Origin of the sequence: Rheinheimera sediminis (genome assembly GCF_004005375.1) — a bacterium.
Classification (GTDB): domain Bacteria; phylum Pseudomonadota; class Gammaproteobacteria; order Enterobacterales; family Alteromonadaceae; genus Pararheinheimera.
Genome location: NZ_RZUF01000022.1, coordinates 59637 through 81038, shown reverse-complemented (window position 1 = coordinate 81038; position 21402 = coordinate 59637). Strand labels below are relative to the sequence as shown.

General features: G+C 47.5%; 21 protein-coding genes. 11 read left to right on the top strand and 10 right to left on the bottom strand.

What is annotated here, in order from left to right:
• The first annotated feature begins 100 nt into the window (after window positions 1-100).
• From EMM73_RS15575 to EMM73_RS15555, 5 genes are read left to right on the top strand one after another with little or no spacing between them, the layout of a single operon-like run.
• Entirely contained in the window at window positions 101-766 is a 666-nt protein-coding gene (locus EMM73_RS15575; protein WP_127687726.1) for a response regulator, read from the top strand.
• Window positions 767-784: 18 nt separating this feature from the next.
• Window positions 785-2086 carry an ATP-binding protein gene (locus EMM73_RS15570; protein ID WP_127687725.1) on the top strand — a complete coding sequence of 434 codons (1302 nt, stop codon included), beginning with the start codon at window positions 785-787 and terminating at the stop codon, window positions 2084-2086.
• Window positions 2083-2481: a cupredoxin domain-containing protein gene (locus EMM73_RS15565; protein WP_186435254.1), complete on the top strand. Its 399-nt coding sequence runs from the start codon at window positions 2083-2085 to the stop codon at window positions 2479-2481. Before EMM73_RS15570 ends, EMM73_RS15565 begins: the two co-directional genes overlap by 4 nt.
• On the top strand, window positions 2471-3202 hold the full coding sequence (locus EMM73_RS15560; RefSeq protein ID WP_127687724.1) for a hypothetical protein: 732 nt from the start codon (window positions 2471-2473) through the stop codon (window positions 3200-3202). Before EMM73_RS15565 ends, EMM73_RS15560 begins: the two co-directional genes overlap by 11 nt.
• Window positions 3199-3924 carry a hypothetical protein gene (locus tag EMM73_RS15555; protein ID WP_127687723.1) on the top strand — a complete coding sequence of 242 codons (726 nt, stop codon included), beginning with the start codon at window positions 3199-3201 and terminating at the stop codon, window positions 3922-3924. The genes EMM73_RS15560 and EMM73_RS15555 overlap by 4 nt, the downstream gene beginning before the upstream one ends.
• Window positions 3925-3941: 17 nt before the next feature.
• Here EMM73_RS15555 and EMM73_RS15550 read toward each other — a convergent pair whose 3' ends face one another.
• The 10 genes from EMM73_RS15550 to EMM73_RS15505 form a co-directional block, all read right to left on the bottom strand.
• Window positions 3942-4838, bottom strand: a complete 897-nt coding sequence (locus EMM73_RS15550; RefSeq protein ID WP_127687722.1) for a F0F1 ATP synthase subunit gamma — start codon at window positions 4836-4838, stop codon at window positions 3942-3944.
• A complete protein-coding gene (locus EMM73_RS15545) occupies window positions 4831-6399 on the bottom strand; it encodes an alternate F1F0 ATPase, F1 subunit alpha (protein ID WP_127687721.1) in 1569 nt (522 codons plus the stop codon). Before EMM73_RS15545 ends, EMM73_RS15550 begins: the two co-directional genes overlap by 8 nt.
• Entirely contained in the window at window positions 6396-7190 is a 795-nt protein-coding gene (locus EMM73_RS15540) for a F0F1 ATP synthase subunit B family protein (protein ID WP_127687720.1), read from the bottom strand. Before EMM73_RS15540 ends, EMM73_RS15545 begins: the two co-directional genes overlap by 4 nt.
• Window positions 7191-7193: 3 nt before the next feature.
• Window positions 7194-7475, bottom strand: coding sequence for a F0F1 ATP synthase subunit C (locus EMM73_RS15535; RefSeq protein WP_127687719.1), 282 nt, complete (start codon window positions 7473-7475; stop codon window positions 7194-7196).
• Between the two features lie 22 nt (window positions 7476-7497).
• Window positions 7498-8181 (bottom strand): F0F1 ATP synthase subunit A, encoded by a 684-nt coding sequence (locus EMM73_RS15530; RefSeq protein ID WP_127687718.1) that lies wholly within the window; start codon window positions 8179-8181, stop codon window positions 7498-7500.
• A complete protein-coding gene (locus EMM73_RS15525; RefSeq protein WP_127687717.1) occupies window positions 8171-8539 on the bottom strand; it encodes an ATP synthase subunit I in 369 nt (122 codons plus the stop codon). The genes EMM73_RS15530 and EMM73_RS15525 overlap by 11 nt, the downstream gene beginning before the upstream one ends.
• On the bottom strand, window positions 8520-8888 hold the full coding sequence (locus tag EMM73_RS15520; protein WP_127687716.1) for an AtpZ/AtpI family protein: 369 nt from the start codon (window positions 8886-8888) through the stop codon (window positions 8520-8522). Before EMM73_RS15520 ends, EMM73_RS15525 begins: the two co-directional genes overlap by 20 nt.
• Window positions 8881-9270, bottom strand: coding sequence for a F0F1 ATP synthase subunit epsilon (locus EMM73_RS15515; RefSeq protein WP_127687715.1), 390 nt, complete (start codon window positions 9268-9270; stop codon window positions 8881-8883). Before EMM73_RS15515 ends, EMM73_RS15520 begins: the two co-directional genes overlap by 8 nt.
• A complete protein-coding gene (gene atpD, locus EMM73_RS15510; protein ID WP_127687714.1) occupies window positions 9260-10702 on the bottom strand; it encodes a F0F1 ATP synthase subunit beta in 1443 nt (480 codons plus the stop codon). The genes EMM73_RS15515 and atpD overlap by 11 nt, the downstream gene beginning before the upstream one ends.
• Window positions 10703-10976: 274 nt before the next feature.
• Complete coding sequence (locus EMM73_RS15505) at window positions 10977-11528, bottom strand: TetR/AcrR family transcriptional regulator (RefSeq protein ID WP_222422681.1); 552 nt, start codon at window positions 11526-11528, stop codon at window positions 10977-10979.
• 169 nt (window positions 11529-11697) lie between these two features.
• Between EMM73_RS15505 and EMM73_RS15500 the strand changes: the two genes are divergently transcribed.
• The 6 genes from EMM73_RS15500 (at window position 11698) to EMM73_RS15475 (ending at window position 21393) form a co-directional block, all read left to right on the top strand.
• Window positions 11698-12855, top strand: coding sequence for an efflux RND transporter periplasmic adaptor subunit (locus EMM73_RS15500; protein ID WP_127687712.1), 1158 nt, complete (start codon window positions 11698-11700; stop codon window positions 12853-12855).
• Window positions 12856-12865: 10 nt separating this feature from the next.
• Entirely contained in the window at window positions 12866-15991 is a 3126-nt protein-coding gene (locus tag EMM73_RS15495) for a multidrug efflux RND transporter permease subunit (protein ID WP_127687711.1), read from the top strand.
• Window positions 15992-16103: 112 nt separating this feature from the next.
• Window positions 16104-18107 (top strand): LTA synthase family protein, encoded by a 2004-nt coding sequence (locus tag EMM73_RS15490; protein WP_127687710.1) that lies wholly within the window; start codon window positions 16104-16106, stop codon window positions 18105-18107.
• Between the two features lie 162 nt (window positions 18108-18269).
• Complete coding sequence (locus EMM73_RS15485; protein ID WP_127687709.1) at window positions 18270-18668, top strand: VOC family protein; 399 nt, start codon at window positions 18270-18272, stop codon at window positions 18666-18668.
• 111 nt (window positions 18669-18779) lie between these two features.
• Window positions 18780-20441, top strand: coding sequence for a glutamine--tRNA ligase (gene glnS / locus EMM73_RS15480; protein WP_127687735.1), 1662 nt, complete (start codon window positions 18780-18782; stop codon window positions 20439-20441).
• A 103-nt stretch (window positions 20442-20544) separates the two neighbouring features.
• Window positions 20545-21393: a substrate-binding periplasmic protein gene (locus EMM73_RS15475; RefSeq protein ID WP_127687708.1), complete on the top strand. Its 849-nt coding sequence runs from the start codon at window positions 20545-20547 to the stop codon at window positions 21391-21393.
• Window positions 21394-21402: the final 9 nt, after the last annotated feature.

Below are 21402 nucleotides of genomic sequence, written 5' to 3'. Positions count from 1 at the left end.
GCAAGTAAAGGAGTCCCCATGAACATAGATCCACTATGTGATTGGGGCGAGAGCGCGCAGCCAACAAAGCGGCGGCTTCAAGTACGAAGGCAGGAGAGGTATGAGATTATTGTTGGTCGAAGACGACCTGGATTTAGCCAAAGGCCTGGTACTGGCATTGTCCAGCCAAGGTTTTGCGGTAAATCACGTAAGTTTGGGGCAACATGCCTTAAGCAGCATTAAAGCCAGAGACTGCGATGCAGTGATCCTGGATTTAGGTTTGCCCGATATGGATGGTTTGGATGTACTGAAACAAAGCCGTCAAAAAGAGACTCATTTGCCTGTGCTGGTGCTGACTGCCCGTGATGGGGTTGATGACAGGATCCGAGGTCTGGATTTAGGCGCTGACGATTATTTAGTAAAGCCTTTTGCTATGCCAGAACTCTTTGCCCGTTTGCGGGTGATTGAGCGGAGGCTTGGTACAGCAGCCACGCACTTAATTAAACTACAACAAGTAGAATTGGATACCAGCGCGCATTTGGTGCGGGTTGACGGGGGGGCTGTGAGCCTGTCACGCCGTGAATATATGTTGCTCAAAGAGTTAATGGAGTCGGCTGGGCGAATAAAAACCCGCGAGCAGCTTGAAGCCAGTTTATACGCTTGGGGTGAAGAAGTAGCGAGCAACGCGCTGGAAGTGCATATCTCCAACTTACGGAAAAAGTTGCCAAAGGACTTTATTAAAACCCTAAGGGGCGTTGGTTACAGCGTCAGCGTGAACCCTGCGTGAGCCAAAGATGAGTCTGCTATGAGATCGTTGCGCCGTTATTTAGTCACAGTACTGATCGCGCTTTTTACGCTGATCAGCTTTGTTGCGGCACTACAAAGCTATAAACAAAGTGCCAGCAGGGCCGAAGCTTTGTTTGATCAGGATTTACAGATCCTCGCGTCCAGCTTATCACAGCAGTATCAGGCAGGTTCACAGCAAGAGCTGGGGTTGGCGTTGCAAGTCTGGCAAAAAGATGAGTTGGTGTATCGCAGTGCTTTGGCGCCTGAAACTTCGATGTCAGAGATCGAAGGTTTTAGCGAGCATAATTTTGCCGGTAAAAGATGGCGGGTGTTTCGTCAGACACCAACCGATGTGCTGACTGTGATAGTGGCGCAACCCCTCACACAACGGCAGCAACTCGCTGACGAAGTGATTACCGCCTCAATTTACCCTGTGGTGCTGAGTTTACCTTTGCAGGCCCTATTGATATGGCTGGTGGTTAGTAAAGCTTTGTCGCCTATCAAACGTTTCTCTGCCCAGCTATCGTCTAAAAAGGCCAATGATTTAAGCCCTGTCGAGTTGGACCAAGTGCCGGCAGAGCTGGACCAGATGCTGAAAACCACCAATCAGTTATTTGCTCGTTTAGCTGATGCTTTTGAGCGGGAAAAACGTTTTGCCTCTGATGTCGCGCACGAGCTACGCACCCCTTTAAGCGTATTGCAGGTGAATTTGCACAATGCATCCCAGCAATGGCAGCAGTCGGGTATCGGCGACCCAGAAGGTTCTATGTTGGCCTTGCAGGCTGGTGTTGAGCGTATGAGTGCTTTAATTGAACAGATTATGCTGTTGAATCGCAGCAACCCTGAGCATTTTCAGGCCCGCACAGAACAGCTGGATTTAGCTGGTTTATGCCGTCAGGTGGTGGCGGACTGGTATCCACACATTGAGAAAAAGCAGCAACAAATAGAGTTGCTGGGGCTGGAGCATTTATCGCTGAAAGGGGACGCTTTTGCGCTTCGCTTGCTGGTCAGTAATCTGATCGGTAACGCTAGTAAATATACTCAGGCGAATGGTTCTATCCAGCTTGAATTATCCATTGCGCAAGATAAAGCCGTGCTAGTGGTACAGGATAATGGTCCTGGTATAGCGCCGGAAGAATACAACAGAGTGTTTGACCGCTTTTATCGGGTGGGAGGCGACAGGCATCAATCTGGTACCCTGGGTTCTGGTTTAGGCTTGGCGATAGTGCGGGATATAGTGGTGCTGCATCAGGGCCAGATCCACCTTGGGACCCCTGATTTTAGTAGCGGATTAAAAGTGACAGTGGAACTGCCTCTGTGAGAAAAAAACAGTTGAGAAATAACAGCCAGAAAGGATGGCCCATATACTCCATCTTAGTGCTGGCCTTCGCTTTGCCTGTTGTAGCAGAGCTAAATGTATTTGAGCTCCACATTAAAGATCATCTGTTTCAGCCTTCGGTGCTATACGTACCCGCTGGTGAGAAAGTGAAGCTGATGGTACTGAATCATGACCCGTCGCCGGAAGAATTTGAAAGCTTTAGCTTAAACCGCGAAAAAGTCATTTTAGGCAAAGGCAAAGCCACTTTATTTGTTGGGCCTTTAAAACCAGGAAGATACGAGTTTTTTGGCGAATACAATCCGGACAGTGCGCAGGGCGTGTTAATAGCTCTGCCTGAGGCAGAGTGGCTGCAGCATAAGGCGAATCATGCTTATTAATACAGTGCTGATGTTTTTACGCGAGCTGTTACCGCTTTGCTTGTTGCTGGCAACTTTGCTGGTATGGCACAGAAGTGTCTGGCGTAGTTTTGCAATGTATTTTGCCTTGCCCTCAGTGCTGATGTTAAGCCTGATCAGCCTTAAAATTGTATGGATCTCGGAGCAACTGGATGGTCTTGGCTTGGAGCTTTTATACAGTTTTTTGTATCTGATCTGTTTTGTGTTGCTCTGTGTGGCAGCTTTGAAATCAAAGTATGAGCTTTGGAGTTCAGCTTTTGCCGCTGCTTGTTTGTTCAGTATTAGTGGCAGTAACTTGTTGTTATATATCTGGTTACCCACTCAGGGTGACAATACACCTGCTGATTTAGTGTTAGGGTCTGCTTTAGGGATCGGTATAGGGGCCAGTATAACTGTGCTCTGGTACTACCTTTTGACTGAGCTGAAACAGTGGCGTTCCCAGAGTTTTGCTTTGCTGTTGTCTGTGTCAGGCGCTCGTCAAGTAATGATGGCATCGGCTTTACTGATCCAGTCTGATTGGCTCCCCGCAGGGCCACAGCTGTGGCAAACCGGACAGCTACTGCCGGAGCAATCCGAGTTAGGTTTTTTTTTACAGGCGCTGATGGGTTACGAAGCCACCCCCAGCCTGTCGCAGTTGCTGTTGTATTTGCTGTGTTTTGGCTTGTTGTTCTGGTGTTGCAGTTTTATGGAGAATAAAAGATGAAGCTTTACAGCAAAAAAGCGGTAGTGAAGGCTTTGTGTTTTGCTTGTCTGTGCAGCAGCATGCAGGCTGTTGCGGATGGACGTGTGGTAGACAAGGTCTATCACCCTTATGTGCAGCCGCTGGAGCGTGAATTTGAGTACCGCTACTTTTATCAGCGCCAGGCCGATCATCCGGACAACAATGCGATGGGGCAAAAACTGGGGTACGGTTTTTCTGTCACTGAACGTGTAGCCTTGGAAATCTATGTCGTCGCAGACCGCATCAGCCCCGATGATTATAAATTGACAGGTTACGAGCTGGAGCTGCGCTGGATGCTGACAGAGCAGGGCCAGTACAGCGCCGACTGGGGTATGTTGTTTGAATTGGAGCGACAAAATAATCAGGATAATTTTGAGTTCACCACAGGGCTTTTAATGGAAAAAGAATTCGGCCCAACCAGCCTGACATTAAATGCGCTGGCCGTGTATGAATGGGGCCAGACTATGCAGGCAGAGTGGGAAAGTGAGTTCCGTGCTCAATACCGCTATCGTTGGTTGCCAGCGCTACAACCTGCCATTGAATTATATGCCGGTGAAAACTACAAAGGCGCAGGCCCAAGCTTAATGGGGGTGCATAAGTTTGATAAACAAGAGCAACTGAAATGGGAGTTGGCGGTGATAGTGGCTATTGATAACGAAACAGTAGACCGCACCTTACGTTTTGCATTGGAGTATGAGTTTTGAGTTTGGCTATTTTGTCGTTAGGACGTAAAACCTGCAAACAAATCAAATAGCTCCTCATCAATACTGCTTTGGCGCAAAAGATGGAAATGACGTTGCATCTCATCGAGCAATTCTTCGATGTTTTTCTCGGCTCTTTGCATAGCCAACAACCGGCTGGCATTTTCACTGGCCAGTGATTCAGCACAGGCACGAAACAAAGCAACAAATAAATATTCATGCACAAAAGCCAGCAAGCTTTGTTCTGTATTGCCTATCACTTGTGGCAGGTTGTTAGTGGGCCACTGCAATAGGGCTATGTGATTGCGCCAGCTGTCATCCAGCGGCAATAAGCGCTGTTGTCGTGGACTATAGAGAGCTTGCGACTGGGGTTGATGATGAAACAGCACCACTTCACAAATTTCGCCTCGCTCATAAGCGGTTTCCAGTCTGAGCAACAGTTCAGTCACCAGCGGTGTAATGGCAGCCAGTGTACCAGGCAGGGCAAAATGTTGCGCAATGCTAAGTTCAGTGTCGGCAAGCCGAGCCTGAATTCGTTCACCTATGGTCCAAAGTTGTGTTACCCCTGACCATTTTCCCAGCTCGGTAGTTACAAAGTCAGTCATCGTCTCGTTAAACTGGCCCACCAGCCCCTGATCAGAACCAAAAACCACTACTGCAATAGCGCCGCCCTTAGCTGGAGGCTCATTGTAGAGAGTCGCGAACGCTGCAGTTGTAGCTAAGGCGGTATTAGGTTGTAGCCGAAGGCAAGTGTGTAATGCCAGCTCAAGGCTCAGATAATACTGGTTCAGAGACAGCACAGATTTTTCATACTGGCCAATACTGGCGCCAGCCATGGCTTTCATGGTTCGTACCACAGCCTGCAGGTCTTGCGCACTGCCGATTTTACGTTGCAGGCTGGATAAGGTTTCACTCATGCTCTGAGCTGCTTTGCTGAGATTGTATTGCTGGCTGAAAGGGCTCAAGAGCTGTTTGGATTAAACTAAGCAGCTTATTGCGAATTGCTTCCGTAAGCTCTTGGTCTGAAACAATTCCTTCAGTGATTGCCGCAGGAATAAGTGCAGTTGCTTTATGCAGAGCCTGCTCTGCTGCTGCCATTTGATTTAAAGGGATGGCGTCAAGCAAGTGTGCGCTCAGCGCTAACAAGGTGATGATCTGAACTGTAACAGGAACAGGGCAATATTGAGTTTGCTTCAGGCTTGCTCTAATGCGCAAGCCATGTTCAATGGTCTTTTTCGAATCCTCATCTAGCCGTGCGCCAAAACGGGCAAAAGTTTCCAGTTCTTCAAATTGGGCATAGGCCAGTTTCAAATTACCAGCAACAGCTCGATAGGCTTTGCTCTGCGCTTTACCACCGACACGGGACACTGATTTGGCCACATCCACTGCGGGCAACACACCTAATTCAAATAAAGCCGGGGATAGATAAATCTGACCATCCGTAATTGAAATTAAATTGGTTGGAATATAAGCCGAAATATTTTGCGCTTCGGTTTCAATAATAGGCAGGGCGGTCAGTGAACCGCCGCCACGGTGCTGATTCAAGTGGGTAGCTCGTTCCAGCAGGCGGGAATGAATATAAAATATGTCTCCTGGAAAGGCTTCTCGTCCCGGAGGTCTGCGCATTAACAGCGACAATTCCCTATATGCTCTGGCATGGTGGGTTAAATCGTCGTAAATAATTAATACGTCGCGACCCGCTTCCATAAAATATTCAGCGATGCTTGTTGCTGCATAAGGGGCTATGTAGGAAAGACCAGGTGCATCATTACCTTGCGTCACCATAACGACAGTGTAGGCCATGGCGCCTTTTTCCTGCAAAGTAGCTATGGTTTTCGCGACAGCTGAGGTACGTTGGCCAATAGAGCAATAAATACAAATGATAGCCTGGTCATGCTGATTCAAAATGGTGTCTATGGCGATGGTGGTTTTACCGGTTTGCCGGTCGCCTAAAATTAGCTCTCGTTGGCCGCGGCCTATAGGGATCAGGGCATCCAGCACCTTTAAACCTGTTTGTAGCGGTACAGTGACAGGCGCTCGATCCATTATGGCTGCAGCAGGACGCTCGATAGGCAGACGTTGGCTTGTACGAATAGGTCCTTTAGCATCGAGAGGACGACCAAGAGGATCAATCACCCGGCCAATTAATTCATCACCCACTGCGACATCCATCACTCGACCGGTGCGTTCCACTTTGTCTCCTGTCTGCAGACGGGCGTAGTCGCACAACAACACAACACCTATCTCATCTTCGTCGATATTAAAGGCAATACCGTAGTTTGGTTCAGCGAAATCGCTGTTGCTCTGAAAGATAAGCAGCTCTTCAGCACCAACACCGGGCAGACCTGAAACCGAAGCTATACCTGTAGCCACAGCCTTCACCTGGCCAGTTTCAACCACGGCAGACTGCATCGAAAAACTATCCACAGCAGTGTTGATGTCACTCAACAGGCGTTCCAATATGGGTTGTGGTTTCAAGGGGTAGTCTCTTGTGCTGTTAAAGAAACTGGCGCTGAACTGGCTAACCTATCGGCAATGTGTTTCTCTAAAGCGTCCAGGCAAGACTCAATAGTCCATGCAATCAGCTGACCTTCAGCGCTGAGTTCAATACCAGCAATACTTTGATCTGAGGTGACAAATCTAAGCTGCACTTGAGCTGAAAAACAGTGATTGACTGCCTGCTGAATCATGGATTGCTCGGTATCCTGCAATGCAAAAGCACTGCGAACCAAAGCTGAATTTTTTGCTTTGAACAGGCTCTGTTTGAAGCTGGATTTTGCCTCGTCCTGTAACTGGCCTAATTGTTTGACAAACACAGCAACAATGGCTGATTCCAGAGCTTGGTTGGCAAGAACTGTCAGTGTTTTTCGTGTGATAGTCATCACCTGTGTTTGTACCAGGCGACTCAGTTTCTGAGACTGCAGATGCTGTTCGCGCTTTACGCTTAGCTGATTTTTGCGGGCTAAATCCTCTGCTGCAGTTCGCACTTGTGCCAGTAAACGCTGGCGTTCGGTCTCTGCTGCTGCAGTGGCTTGTCTTAGCAGGGCATCACGTTGCTGCTCGAACTCGCTATTTTTCTGTTGATAGTCATCTCGTGCTTGCCCGGCTAACTGTTGTTTTTCTGCTGCGTCCGCCAATTCACTGGCAATACGTTGTTCGCGTGCATCAATGGCATCGAGAATAGGCTGGTACAAATAGCGTTTTAACAGCCAGACCAAAATTAAAAAATTAACTGTTTGCGCAAGTACGGTAAACCAATCTATCAGCATGCTTTAGTTTCCCGCAGCCTGTGTTACAGCAAAGTTCCAGAATGGGTTGGCGAATAGCAAAATCATCGACACCACAAAACAATAAATCGCCGTGGATTCAATCATCGCAAGGCCGACAAATAAAGTACGGGTAATAGTGGCTGACGCATCAGGTTGTTGTGCCAGCGATGTTAAAGCAGTAGCGACCGCTTTGCCCTCCGCCAGAGCAGGTCCCATGGTGCCAAAGCCAGTGGTAAGGCCCGCCATGATGATGGAGATGGTTGCAATCATTGTCATACTATCCATAAATATCCCTGCTTGTAGTGATTTAGTTGATAGAGGCTGGTGAGCTGCTACTGGTTGCTGCGGCTATGTAAACCGCGGCCAAAATAAAAAAGATATAGGCTTGTACTATGCCGGTGAGTAAGCCCAGTAAAGTCATCACTATTGGAAAGATAAAGGGCGTAATGCTGACTAAAATAGCGATGATCATGCTGCCACTCATCATATTGCCAAATAGCCTTATCGCTAATGCCAAAGTGCGGGATAGCTCACTGATTAAATTGAACGGCAACATCAGCAGAGTAGGTTGGGTATAGGATTTCAGATAGCCAGCAACACCTTGCTGCTGTACACCAAAAATAGGTACAGCAATAAATACACAAATGGCTAATGCGGCTGTGGTTGAAAGCGAAGCGGTAGGTGGTTCATAAAAGGGCAGAATTGTGGTCAGGCTGGCTGCTGCCACAAAGATAAATAAAGTGCCTAAAAACCCAAGGTAAGGCATGGGGTTTTGTAAACCTACATCACGAATTTGTTGCTCCAGGCTGGTGACTATAATTTCCAGCAGATTTTGCCAGCGAGAGCGCTGCATAGTGGCAGATAAGCGGCGGGTGATCAGGTGTGAACCTACCACTAAAATCAGCATCAAAGCCCAGGTGTAGGCGATAGTGGCATTGATTTTAGCAATGCCAAGCTGCCAGAAAATGATTTGATCCGGACTAAGCTCCATGCGGTTTAGCCTTCAGTTCTTGCTTGTTTTTTGCGCCACGCTGTGGGCTTAACTGACCCCTGTCTGTGAAGCTTAGCACTGCAACACGGGCCACTAAAAATCCAACACAACAAGCAATCAAGCCTTGCCAGCGTCCATCACTGATCCAATTGATGCTGATAAGTACAGTGCTGGTACGCAGGATAAAACCAGTGATAAACCAAAGTGCAGGGTATTGAAATCTGTGCATCTGCTTTGTGGTCCACCACAGACTGCCAAAAAATAGTATGCCAAGTGCGACACCAGTCATCAAACAAACAACTAGTAACCAGAACAGATCGAGGCCATGAAGGTTGTGGTCATTTAGCTGTTGTATCATCGTTCTGCTCTTTATGTGCTGGAATAGGGGGTTGTGCTTCTCGCATGGCGCTATCTTCTTTCTCAATCCAATGCCAGGCGTTGAAACAGCCAAGTGTCAGACCCGCCATTAACAATGCCAGTGTCCAGGAATGCTGACCCGGATGATGGCTATCCAGCCATAAGCCAAGTGAAGCGCCCAGCAAAGTGGGCACCACAATGGACCAGCCGACTAAGCCCATCAGGCCCAATCCCGACCAGGCGCTGGTCGCTCGTGTTTGTTGTGTATGCAGCTTTCTGCGGGCTTTGGAGCCAATTTGCGCTGAGAGATTAGTCGATGTTTTGGGTTTACCCGATGGGTGCTTAATCATGCTGAAAACTCACAAAGCGCCTTAAAAACCCGCTTTCCAGTTTTGCTTTTAAGCTGCGTTCTGCCATTTCATTTGCGTCAAGCGTTAAAAACTCCTGCTGAACCAATCTTTGCAGCTCAGCCAGACTCTGGCTTTGCAGTGCACGCCGCACTATGACTGTGACGGTGTGACCGGTTTTGACCAGCACCCCTTCATCTATCGCGAGATAGACTTCACCATCAGTCTGAGTTTCATAGGTCAAAATGCCTGGGGTTAAGGCAGCAGCACAGTCCAGGCGTTGCGGCAGCAGGCCTAAGCTGCCTACGGTTGTTTCAACCACAATACGCAGCACTTTTTGTGTTTCAACCAAGGTTTGTGATGGCAACAGGACTTTAAGATGCATCGGCTGCAGGCTTTCTGTAATCGGATAGGGGGGGCGCCGCATCTTTTTGTTTGACTTCATCGATAGAGCCAATCATATAAAGCGCGCTCTCGGGATACTGGTTAAATTCATTATTTAAAATACGTTCGCAGCCATCGAGGGCATCGGCGAGAGTCACCAGTTTGCCTTTGATGTCACTGAATTTTTCTGTAGTAAAAAAGGGTTGAGTAAAAAATCGTTCCAGCCTGCGCGCTCTTGCAACCAGTTTGCGATCATCAGCTGACAACTGCTCTAAACCCAGCATGGCAATAATGTCTTTTAGCTCAGCGTAGCGTGCCAGAGTGCGCCTTGTCTCTTGTGCTAATGCATAGTGGCGTTCGCCCACAATGCCGGGTGTTGCCATTTTTGAACTGGATTGCAATGGGTCTATCGCTGGGTACAAGCCCTCGCTCGCTCTTTTGCGCGACAGTACTATGGAGGCTGAAAGGTGAGAGAAAGTATGGACTGCAGCAGGATCGGTAAAGTCGTCTGCAGGCACATAAACCGCCTGAATGGAGGTAATGGCAGCATTTTTTGTTGTGGCGATACGCTCTTGCAGTTCTGAAAGTTCTGTGCCCATAGTGGCTTGATAGCCTAAGCGCGAAGGCATTTTCCCCATCAGAGCGGAGATTTCAGATCCGGCCTGAATAAAACGAAATATATTATCAACCAACAACAACACATCGCGGTGCTCGTCATCGCGAAAGTATTCGGCCATGGTGAGTGCGGCATGGGCAACACGAAATCGTGCGCCAGGTGGTTCATTCATTTGCCCAAACAGCATCACCATAGTGGGTAACACCCCGGCTGTTTTCATATCGTGATACAGCTCTTCGCCTTCACGCGAACGTTCGCCTATGCCACAAAAGATGCTGACGCCAGCATGATGCCCAATCATATTGTGGATCATTTCAGTCAGTAATACCGTTTTACCAACACCGGCGCCACCAAATAGCCCGGCCTTGCCGCCACGTTCTAATGGCAATAACACATCAATGATTTTAATACCGGTTTCAAAAATTTCCGCCTGAGTGGAGCGTTGGGTTAATGCAGGTGGTGGCTGATGCACTGAGCGCCATTGCATGTCTTCAGCGGCAATTTTAGCCTCTCTATCTATAGTGTGGCCAAACACATCAAAGATGCGGGACAAAATAGCTTTGCCTACAGGAGCTCGCAGCGGGAAACCGCGAGCTTCTACCATTGCACCCCGAGCTAATCCCTGGGTTGGTGTTAAGGCGATGCCGCGCACTCTGTGTTCATCACTTTGTGTCAGCACTTCGATAATAATACGACCCTGATCGGCCTCAAGCAGGTGGTGGATCGCAGGTAGGTTGGTTTCAAAATAGACATCAACAACACTACCGCGCACGGAGATCACCGAGCCAAGGTTTGGAGCTGGTGTATTCAAGTTCATAACCCCTCCAATGTCATCAGTCAAAGCATCTGAGTTGTTTTGCCGAGTTCGTCAAATCAATCTGTATTGATACTTTACAGGATAAGCTAGATAGGTCTGTGCGCTATACCGCACAATAGAAGCAGAGTAATAGAATAACGGCTGTATAGAGCCTTGGGCTAACGGATTGCTGAATTTGGGTGAAACTAGTTAAAGAACTCTATGCGGCAAAGTCTGACTGCTCTGAGAAACAACTTAACGCCAGCTTTTTACTGCATGAACCGCCAAAATGAATTTATCGTTGAGCACCGGTTAAAAACATCTTTTCCATGGTATCCAGCATATCTTTGCGGGCTATCCGGCCTGAGCGTTCAGCATTCATCAGGGCGGATAACATGCCTATCATCAACTCAGATAAGGCCGCTGCGCTGATATCGATCCGAAAAAAACCTTCCTGTTGGCCACGTAAAAAAAACTGATCAAAAATAGCCTCAAACTCCGCCCAGCGATGCTCAGTGTCTGATGTTTCTAACAGTTGTGGCTCCCAGGTATTGGACACAAAAACAAAAAGTTCTTTGTGGTTCAGGTGGCCTTCAATCAAAGCCCGGAAAGCGTGAGTAACAGGGGCTGTGTCCAACTCAGCTGCGGCAATAACCCGATCAAACTGGCGCACAGACTCAGAGAACAAGCGTTCGATGATATTGTCCCGCGTTGGGCACATTCGATACAAAGTGGCTTTACTGACACCAACAGCTCTCGCCAGCTCTAGCAAAGATGCTCTGGGGTTGTCCACCATGGCCATAGCAACAGCCAACAACAAGGGATCTGTAGCTTCACTTTTTATCATCATCTTATCCATATCAACAAAACTGCCCGGAGCATTCTACGTGGTTCACTGCCGTTAATCACTATACTTTTGCCTTTAGGAAGAATCAAATGAATCTATATTGATTCATTTGATTCTTAATGGTATCGTGCATGCCTTCAAATTAAGCTGGTTAACTGAGGTAGTGGTGATGGGTAAGGGTAAAAATCTGCTGGCTATTACTTTGGCCATGATCCTGATTGGCTGTGCACCAGAGCCTGTGGCTGAAGCTGGCACTGTGGTTAAAACAGCTGATGCTATAGTGGTGAAAAAGGCGCCGCTGGACATCACCGAAGACTTGCCGGGACGAGTTGCAGCCGTTCGACAGGCCGAAGTTCGTGCTCGTGTTGCTGGCATAGTGCTCAAACGTGAATTTGCTGAAGGAAGTCTGGTCAGTGCAGGTCAGGTTTTATTCCAGCTCGATCCTGCCCCTATGAAAGTGGCGTTGGCGAAGGCTCAAGCTGAACTTGCAAAAGCCAAAGCGGCCCGGCAAGAAGCCGACGATCTGCTGAGGCGATATAAGCCACTAGTGGCCACAGCCACAGTCAGTCAGCATCAATTTGATAACGCAAAAACCAACCTGCTCAGCGCGGTAGCTGCAGTTCAGGCTGCTCAGGCAGATGTAGATAATGCCAAACTCAATCTTAGCTACACCAGAGTCACAGCTCCTATTGCAGGTCGGATTGGCAGAGCTTTAGTCAGTGAAGGCGCTTTAGTTGGTCAGAATGAGGCAACTCAACTGGCCGTCATTCACCAGATAGACCCTATGTATGTCGACTTGAATTTATCCTCAGGCAGTGAAATGCAACGCCAGCACGCCATAAAGCAAGGTTATGGCCAGGTAGTCAATCAATTGAATATTCTGGATAACGCAGGGCAGCCAGCTCAGCAGGGACAGGTGTTATTCGCCGAAAGTCAGGTAGATCAACACACCGGAACTTTAACGCTCAGGGCCGAATTTGCCAACAAAGATAGCCTGTTGTTACCCGGCATGTATGTCAAAGTCCGGACCCGGCTTGGTTTTGTGCCAGATGCTATTCTGATACCGCAGCGGGCTTTGAGCCGGGATCAACAGGGTCAGCAATGGGTGTGGGTACAGAACAATAAAGGTGAAGCTGAACCCAGAGAAGTCCGCACTGGCCTGATGGTGGGTAAGGATTGGCAGATCACTGCAGGTCTTGCCGCAGGCGATGTTGTGCTGACCAGCTCGACCTCACAGCTGCAATCTGGAGACAAAGTTCAGGTGCAGCTGGCTGCTGATCTTAAGCACACAGCTGCTACTGCGCCTTCCATTTCTGTTTCACACTGAGATAACAAACATGTCTGAGTTTTTTATATCCCGCCCTAAATTTGCCTGGGTAGTGGCCATTTTTATTACTTTGGCCGGCCTTTTCGCCTTGCCTTATCTGCCTGTTGCTCAGTTTCCTGTGGTCGCGCCACCGCAAATTATTGTCACTGCAACTTACCCTGGTGCTTCTGCCGAAGTGATGGTTGAGTCTGTTACCTCTGTGATAGAAGAAGAGCTGAATGGCATCAAAGATATGCTTTATTTTGAGTCGTCCAGCGGTTCTTCTGGTTCTTCAGACATTACCGTCACCTTCAAACCCGGAACCTCTGTTGCTGTCGCTCAGATGGAAGTGCAGAACAGCCTGAAAAAAGCCGAATCCAGATTACCTGCCGCTGTGACTCAGCAAGGCTTGCAAGTGGAGGAGTCCAGTGCTGGTTTTCTGATGTTTTACGCCCTGAGTTACAAAGAGGATGCTGCTTCTAAGTCCATGGTGGCCTTGTCTGAGTTTGCCACCCGCTCGCTGAATAAAGAAATACGCAGGGTAGAGGGGGTAGGAAAGCTGCAATTTTTTTCCTCAGAAGCTGCAATGCGAGTGTGGCTGGATACACAAAAGCTGGTGTCCTACGGTTTGTCTGTTGAGGATATCAGTAGTGCGATCCGGACTCAAAATATTCAGGTGCCAGCCGGAAGTTTTGGCAGCAGTCCTGGCAACACAGAGCAGGAAGTCAGCGCATCTATAGTACTGGATGGCACGCTTAAAACAGTGGAAGACTTTGGCCAGATCTTACTCAGAACCACAACCAATGGTGCGGCGCTTTACCTCAAAGATGTGGCTCGTATAGAAATTGGCATGCAAGATTACAATTTCAATACCAGGCTCAATGGTAAAAATGCGGTCATAGCGGCCATTCAGTTGGCGCCAGGTGCCAACGCTATCCGTACAGTCAATGCAGTCAAAGCCAGACTAGATCAGTTGAGTCAGTATCTGCCGTCCGATATGGAACTATCAGTGCCTTATGACACCTCAAGGTTTGTCAAAGCGGCTATTGAGAAAGTGGTGTACACCTTACTGGAAGCCATAGCTCTGGTTTTTCTGGTGATGTTACTGTTTTTGCAAAACCTGCGTTATACGCTGATCCCAATACTGGTGGTACCGGTTTGTCTGATGGGGACCTTTGCGGTGATGTACCTGCTGGGCTTTTCCGTCAATATGATGACGATGTTTGGTATGGTACTGGCCATAGGTATTCTGGTGGACGATGCCATAGTGGTGGTTGAAAACGTCGATCGCCTGATGATGGAGGAGGGCCTGACGCCTAAACAAGCGACGCTAAAGGCCATGAAGCAGGTGTCAGGTGCCATAGTGGGCATCACGCTGGTGCTGAGCGCGGTATTTTTACCTTTGGCCTTTATCAGTGGTTCAGTCGGCGTTATTTATCGGCAGTTTTCTATGGCATTGGCTGTGTCTATTTTATTGTCGGGGTTTTTGGCCCTGAGCTTAACACCAGCCCTTTGTGCCAGCTTGTTAAAACCTGTAGATGGCGCTATGCACCTGAATAAATCAGCTTTTTTTGGCTGGTTTAACAGGTATTTCGCCGAACTGACCTCTGGCTACAGCAAGGTTAACCAGCACCTGATCCAGCGAGCTGGTCGCTCTATGCTGCTTTATAGCCTGTTAATTGGTGTATTGGCTTACGCGTATAACACAGTACCTGAGTCTTTTGTGCCTGAAGAAGATCAGGGCTCACTGATGGTGGATGTTCAGCTTCCGGCTGGCGCAACCTTTGGCCGCACCGAAAAGGCTGTGGCTCAGGTCGAAGACTATTTAAGCAGCCGTGACAGCATGAAGTGGGTCACCTCAGTGATGGGCTTTAGTTTCTCCGGAACAGGAGAGAATGCCGCAATTTTGTTTCCTGATTTGAAAGACTGGTCAGAGCGTACTGAACAACAGTCTGTTGCCGCTGAAACTGAGTTGCTCAATGCCCATTTTGCCAACTTTAAGGATGCTGCTGTGATGGCGATGGCACCTGCTGCGATAGAGGGATTAGGCAGTTCGGGTGGTTTTTCTTTGCGTCTGCTGGACAGAACCGGAGTAGGTCGCGAACAAATGCAGTTGGCTTTGGATACAGTGTTAAGCAAAGCCAATCAGTCTCCTGCTATTGCCTATGCCATGATGGAAGGGTTGCAGGATGCTCCTACACTGCAACTTGCTGTAGACAGAGCCAAAGCTGATGCTATGGGGGTGTCTTTTAATGCGATCAGTGATGCGGTATCAACAGCTTTTGGCTCAGCGATGCTGAACGATTTTAACAATCAAGGCCGGCTGCAAAGAGTGGTGGTTCAGGCGCAGAGTGAGCAACGTATGACTCCGCAGAGTCTGCTGCAACTGCACGTGCCATCCCGTAATGGCAATCAGGTCCCTGTCAGTTCTTTCGCCAGCCTTGAGTGGACAAATACACCTGTGCAGCTGTCCCGTTACAATGGCTATCCATCATTTAGCATCTCCGGAGATGCGAAACCAGGCACCAGCAGTGGGGAAGCCATGAAAGAAATGGAGCACATCATCTCCGCCCTGCCACAAGGCGTAGGTTATGAATGGACTGGCTTGTCTTATCAGGAGAAATTGTCAGGCTCTCAGGTCTCGCTTTTGATCAGTCTGTCGATTCTGGTGGTGTTTTTAGTGTTGGTGGCTTTGTATGAAAGCTGGTCTATTCCACTTGCTGTGCTGCTGATAGTTCCGGTTGGGGCGCTGGGTTCAGTACTGGCAGTGGCTGTGCTGGAACTGACTAACAATGTGTATTTCAAAGTGGGGCTTATTACTGTTATCGGACTGTCAGCAAAAAACGCTATTCTGATCATAGAGTTTGCCAAAGAGCTGCATCATCAGGGGTTGTCTTATGCTCAAGCTGTTTTGCAAGCTGCTCGCATGAGATTCAGGCCCATAGTAATGACGTCCGTTGCTTTTATACTTGGCGTACTGCCTCTTACTGTGGCCACAGGTCCGGGCGCTGCAAGTCAGCAAGCTCTGGGGACCAGCGTGATGGGCGGCATGCTCAGTGCAACTTTATTAGGGGTGATTTTAGTGCCGGTGTTTTATGTCTGGGTGATGTCTTTGCTTAGCAAGAAAGTTGTGGTGGATAACTCAGTGAACACCTGACTATCCGTAAGTTAGGACCTTCAAAAAGTGTTTCCGACTTCATAGTTAAGTCTTAAGTTTGTCTTAAGTATCCACTTCTATGCTGGCCTCAATTAAAAACTGAGGCCTCTTTATGTCTGCTGTTAGCGTCGAAAAATCCTCCTTTGTTGCCAATTTGTTTTGCTTAGGTCCTTATCGCTATTTAATTCGTACCGCTGTGTTGGGACTGGTGCTGTTGAGTCTGAGTAGGTTGGCGTTGGTGGTGTGGCAATTCGACAGAGTAGCGCAGACTGATGTGCTGATGCAGTTGTTCGTCCAAGGCATTCGCGCCGATATTATCGTTGTTTGTTTACTCTTGGTGCTGCCTGTGCTGCTTATTCCTCTCTCATCAGTTCGTTACTTAGGCAAGTTCTGGTTTCAATTCAGTTATTACTGGTGTCTGGCTGCTTTGGTGTTGCTGGTGTTTATGGAATTGGCAACACCAGCTTTTATTTTGCAATACGATGTGCGGCCGAACCGGCTTTTTGTTGAGTATCTGAAATACCCAAAAGAAGTGCTATCCACTTTATGGTTTGGTTTTCGTGTGCCTTTAGTTTTAGGTGTTGTTGCAACTTTGGTTTTGACCTGGTTCATGCGGCGGATCTATCGTTCTGGCAAATGCAGTCTGACTAGCTGGTCTGTCGGCAAAACCATGGGGCTTTGGTGTCTGGCTTTGGTGTTGATATTTGCCGGTGTTCGTTCTACCACTGATCATCGACCAGCTAACCCGGCTCTGTTTGCGATCACTTCAGATTCGATGGTCAATTCGCTGGTGTTAAGTTCTGCTTATTCAGTGCTTTATGCCATCTACAATTTGAAACACGAAGCGCACTCCAGTGAAATCTATGGCAAATTGCCAACAGAACAAATGCTGAAGCAAAGTCTGGACTGGCCCTGGCTGAAATCTTATCAGTTTACCAACCCCAATTACCCCACAGCGCATTGGCAACAGGCGGTGATGAAGCGTGAAAAGCCACTGAATCTGGTGATCGTACTGCAGGAAAGTCTGGGCGCTACTTTTGTAAAGTCTTTAGGTGGTTTAGCCGTCACGCCTGAGCTTGAACAATTAAAACAACAGGGCATCTGGTTTGACAATTTGTATGCCACAGGCACCCGTTCTGTGCGTGGTATTGAAGCTGTAGTGGCTGGTTTTCCGCCGACGCCAGCGCAAAGCACTGTGAAGTTATCCAATAGCCAGCAACATTTCACTACTCTTGCGTCAATTCTGCAGTCAGTGGGCTACCAAACCCAGTTTATTTATGGTGGTGAAGCGCATTTTGACAATATGCGCAGTTTTTTTAGCGGTAATGGTGTAGCGCAGATTGTGGAGCAACACCAGATACAAAACCCGGTGTTTACCGGCAGTTGGGGTGCCAGTGATGAGGATCTATTCAACACTGCACATCAGCAATTACAGGCCTTGCATCAGCAGAGAAAACCCTTTTTTAGCCTGATCTTCACCTCCAGCAATCATGAACCTTTTGAGTTTCCGGATGGCCGCATCGATTTACATGAAGAGCCAAAAGCTACCGTCAATAACGCGGTGAAATATGCCGACTGGGCCATGGGGCAATTTTTCAAAAAGGCTAAACAAAGCGATTATTGGCAGGATACCTTGTTTTTAATAGTGGCCGATCATAACAACAGAGTATATGGCGACAATCTGATCCCAGTCGAAAAGTTCCATATTCCTGGATTGATTTTAGGTGCGGACACAAAGCCGGAACTGCTGAAAACCTTAGCCAGTCAGATTGATTTAGCACCTACCTTATTGTCGATGATGGGTGTATCCAGTTGTCACACCATGACAGGCCGTGATTTTACTTTGGATAACACCAGTCCTGGCCGCGCTTTACTGCAGTTTGAAAATTATTTTGCCTTGATGCAGCAAGGGCCGCAACAGCAGGAACTAGTGATCCTCAAACCTGATGGTAAAAGTGTCGCTGGTGTTTATCAGTCAGAGCAGCAAAATCTTCATCTAAGCAAGCAGCCTGTGTCGCTTGTAGATAAAAACAAAGCTTTGGCTTTAGTGCAGTTGCCTTCGTATTTATATCGGGAGCAGAAGAATTCAAGTGAGGCGACTTGTATATTAAGATGATTGCAGAGTGATGCATTGCCGCTGCGCGTCGAATGCATCCTACAGATAAAGGCTGTAGGGTGGACTGGCCGCAGGCAGTCCGCTATAAGTTAGATCAAGCATATTGCATTTTGCCTGTGCCGGAGTACTCTGCTCTACAACTCGCCTAGCTCAGGAAACCGCATGAACCGCAAATTATTTATCAATTTAGCTGCCAGCGATTTAAAAGCCTCTACCGACTTTTTTCTGCAGCTGGGATTTGGTTTTCATCCTCAGTTTAGCGATGATACCGCCAGTTGTATTGTGCTGAGTAATGACTTGTACTTGATGCTTTTGACCAAAGTTAAGTTTGCGTCTTTTAGCCCACATCCTCCAGCAAATAGCCATCAGCAGACTGAAGTACTGAACTGCTTAAGTTGCCACAGCAAAGCTGAAGTGGATGAACTGGTAGAAAAGGCGGTAAAAGCTGGTGGAAAGACTTATAACCAGCCCCAAGATCACGGAGTTATGTATGCTCATGCTTTTCAGGATTTAGATGGTCATGTCTGGGAACTGGTGTATATGCAAATGCTGCAAGCTTGAGTTTGAAACTCCAGTAGTCAGCGGCATTTCAGCTGTTATAATGCCTCGGTTTTTTATATGTCCAAACTGACAAATTTGCTGTCAGTGCATTTAGATAAGGATTTGAATTTTATGGCGGACGTTGAACATCGCCCAACTAACTTTATTCGTCAGATCATCGATGCTGATCTGGCTTCAGGCAAACACAATACGACTGTGACCCGTTTCCCGCCAGAGCCTAATGGTTATCTGCACATTGGTCATGCGAAGTCTATTTGTCTGAACTTTGGTATAGCGCAAGACTACAATGGCCAGTGTAACTTACGTTTTGACGACACCAACCCTGAAAAAGAAGACATCGACTTTGTAAATTCGATCCAGCAGGACGTGCAGTGGTTAGGCTTTAACTGGTCTGGCAATGTGCGTTATTCGTCAGATTACTTTGATACTTTGTATGGCTATGCGGTTGAGCTGATTAACAAAGGTTTGGCTTATGTTTGTTTTTTAAACGCAGAGCAAATGCGTGAATACCGTGGCAATTTAACTCAGCCCGGTAAAAACAGCCCAACCCGTGACACTTCACCTGCAGAAAACCTGGCTTTGTTTGAAAAAATGCGTGCCGGTGGTTTTAAAGAAGGCGAATGTTCGCTGCGCGCTAAAATTGATATGAGCTCAGCTTTTATCTGTATGCGCGATCCGGTGATTTATCGCGTTAAGTTTGCTCATCACCATCAAACCGGTGACAAGTGGTGCATTTACCCAATGTACGACTTCACCCACTGTATTTCTGATGCGCTGGAAGGTATTACCCATTCGTTATGCACGCTGGAGTTCCAGGATAACCGCCGTTTATACGACTGGATTCTGGACAACATCAGCATTGACTGTCATCCACAGCAAATCGAATTCTCTCGCCTGAATCTTGAATATCAGGTGATGAGTAAACGTAAGCTGCACAGTTTAGTCGAAGATGGCCATGTGTCGGCTTGGGATGATCCACGTATGCCTACTATTGCAGGTTTACGTCGCCGTGGTTTTACACCAGCGTCTTTGCGTGAATTCGCCAAACGTATTGGTGTCACCAAGCAAGACAATATGATTGAAATCAGTGCTTTGGATTCGTGTATCCGTGAAGATCTGGATGCCAATGCACCAAGGGCTATGGCTGTGATTGATCCGTTAAAAGTCACCATCAGCAACTACAACGCCGCAGATGTCGAATGGTTAGAGGTTCATAACCATCCAAAAGAAGAAAGCATGGGCAGCCGTAAAGTGCCGTTTGGCCGTACTTTGTATATAGACCGTGCGGACTTCCGTGAAGAAGCCAACAAAAAGTACAAACGTATGGTGACAGGTGGTGAAGTTCGCTTACGTGGTGCTTATGTGATTCGTGCTGACGAAGTGATTAAAAACGAAGCTGGCGATATTGTTGAACTGATTTGTTCGTACGACCCAGAGACTTTAGGCGTGAATCCAGCGGATGGCCGTAAAGTGCGTGGTGTGATTCACTGGGTTGAAGCATCGCAAGCTGCTCCTGCTGAATTCCGTATTTACGACAAGTTATTCACAGTACCAAACCCTGCGGCTGAAGAAGACTTTTTAGCTGTGATTAACCCTGCTTCACTGACAGTGAAAACAGGTTGGGTTGAGCCAAGCTTAAAAACAGCTGAAGCCGAAAAAGCTTTCCAGTTTGAGCGGGAAGGGTATTACTGTGCTGACAACAAAGATTCAACGCCGGATCATTTAGTCTTTAACCGCACTGTAGCTTTGCGCGATACCTTCTTCGAAGACTAAAACTTCTAATTCGGGTCAGAGTAAAATTAAACCTACCGGTTTAATTTTACTCTGACCCGAATTCTTCTAGACTCTAAGCAGTTCATTTTTCAGGATATGCCTGATGTACAGATCGTGCTTTTATCTGCTGCTTTGCCTGACATTTTTTCCTTTAAGCTCTTTTGCTGACACTGTGCGTTATCCTGCGATTGAAGACTCAGGAGACAAACGCTCAAACTATCCTATTGCTTTACTTGAACTTGCTCTGAAAAAAGCCGGTAGCACTGCCACTTTGCAAAGCACCTCTGCAAGAGTATCCAAAAGCCGGGCTTTGTATTTACTGGAAACTGGTGTTGAAGTGGATGTGGTCTGGACCATGACGTCCATAGATCGTGAAAAACGCTTTTTACCCATACGTATTCCGATCTATAAAGGTTTGGGTAGCTACAGATTATTGCTTATTCGAAACGAGGATCAACCGAAGTTCAGCGCTTTAAAAGATGAAGCTGCACTGAAACAACAAATGATGTCTCAGGTGCATGACTGGGTCGATACAGATGTGCTGCGCCACAATAAATTCAAAGTGCTGAATGCCTCCAGCTATCAGAGTTTGTTTCAGATGTTGTTGCATAAGAGGGTGGATGCAGTACCACGCAGTGTGTTGGAAATAGAGGCCGAGCAACAGCTTTTTGCAGATCAGGGCTTACATATTGAAAGCGACTGGCTGCTGCATTATCCAGGCGCTGTGTATTTTTTTGTTTCAAATAAAAATCCGCAACTGGCAGAAAAAATTGAATTAGGTTTACGTAAGTCACTCAAAGACGGCAGTTTTGATCTATTGTTCCAAAAACACTTTGTCAGTCAGTTGAAGAAAATGAAGTTGTCGCAGCGTAAACTGGTTGAGCTTGAGAATCCGTTGTTACCACCGGAAACCCCTCTGGCGGAATCGATCCTTTGGTACAAGCCAGGTTAACTATTTTTT

Coding starts and splice junctions, on each gene's coding strand:
- EMM73_RS15550 (WP_127687722.1), bottom strand. CDS start 4,838: ATGAGTGAAACCTTATCCAGCCTGCAACGTAAAATCGGCAGTGCGCAA.
- EMM73_RS15535 (WP_127687719.1), bottom strand. CDS start 7,475: ATGGATAGTATGACAATGATTGCAACCATCTCCATCATCATGGCGGGC.
- EMM73_RS15475 (WP_127687708.1), top strand. CDS start 20,545: ATGTACAGATCGTGCTTTTATCTGCTGCTTTGCCTGACATTTTTTCCT.
- EMM73_RS15490 (WP_127687710.1), top strand. CDS start 16,104: ATGTCTGCTGTTAGCGTCGAAAAATCCTCCTTTGTTGCCAATTTGTTT.
- EMM73_RS15540 (WP_127687720.1), bottom strand. CDS start 7,190: ATGCTGATAGATTGGTTTACCGTACTTGCGCAAACAGTTAATTTTTTA.
- EMM73_RS15485 (WP_127687709.1), top strand. CDS start 18,270: ATGAACCGCAAATTATTTATCAATTTAGCTGCCAGCGATTTAAAAGCC.
- EMM73_RS15530 (WP_127687718.1), bottom strand. CDS start 8,181: ATGGAGCTTAGTCCGGATCAAATCATTTTCTGGCAGCTTGGCATTGCT.
- EMM73_RS15515 (WP_127687715.1), bottom strand. CDS start 9,270: ATGCATCTTAAAGTCCTGTTGCCATCACAAACCTTGGTTGAAACACAA.
- EMM73_RS15495 (WP_127687711.1), top strand. CDS start 12,866: ATGTCTGAGTTTTTTATATCCCGCCCTAAATTTGCCTGGGTAGTGGCC.
- EMM73_RS15575 (WP_127687726.1), top strand. CDS start 101: ATGAGATTATTGTTGGTCGAAGACGACCTGGATTTAGCCAAAGGCCTG.
- EMM73_RS15505 (WP_222422681.1), bottom strand. CDS start 11,528: ATGATAAAAAGTGAAGCTACAGATCCCTTGTTGTTGGCTGTTGCTATG.
- glnS (WP_127687735.1), top strand. CDS start 18,780: ATGGCGGACGTTGAACATCGCCCAACTAACTTTATTCGTCAGATCATC.
- EMM73_RS15520 (WP_127687716.1), bottom strand. CDS start 8,888: ATGATTAAGCACCCATCGGGTAAACCCAAAACATCGACTAATCTCTCA.
- atpD (WP_127687714.1), bottom strand. CDS start 10,702: ATGAACTTGAATACACCAGCTCCAAACCTTGGCTCGGTGATCTCCGTG.
- EMM73_RS15555 (WP_127687723.1), top strand. CDS start 3,199: ATGAAGCTTTACAGCAAAAAAGCGGTAGTGAAGGCTTTGTGTTTTGCT.
- EMM73_RS15500 (WP_127687712.1), top strand. CDS start 11,698: ATGGGTAAGGGTAAAAATCTGCTGGCTATTACTTTGGCCATGATCCTG.
- EMM73_RS15570 (WP_127687725.1), top strand. CDS start 785: ATGAGATCGTTGCGCCGTTATTTAGTCACAGTACTGATCGCGCTTTTT.
- EMM73_RS15525 (WP_127687717.1), bottom strand. CDS start 8,539: ATGATACAACAGCTAAATGACCACAACCTTCATGGCCTCGATCTGTTC.
- EMM73_RS15560 (WP_127687724.1), top strand. CDS start 2,471: ATGCTTATTAATACAGTGCTGATGTTTTTACGCGAGCTGTTACCGCTT.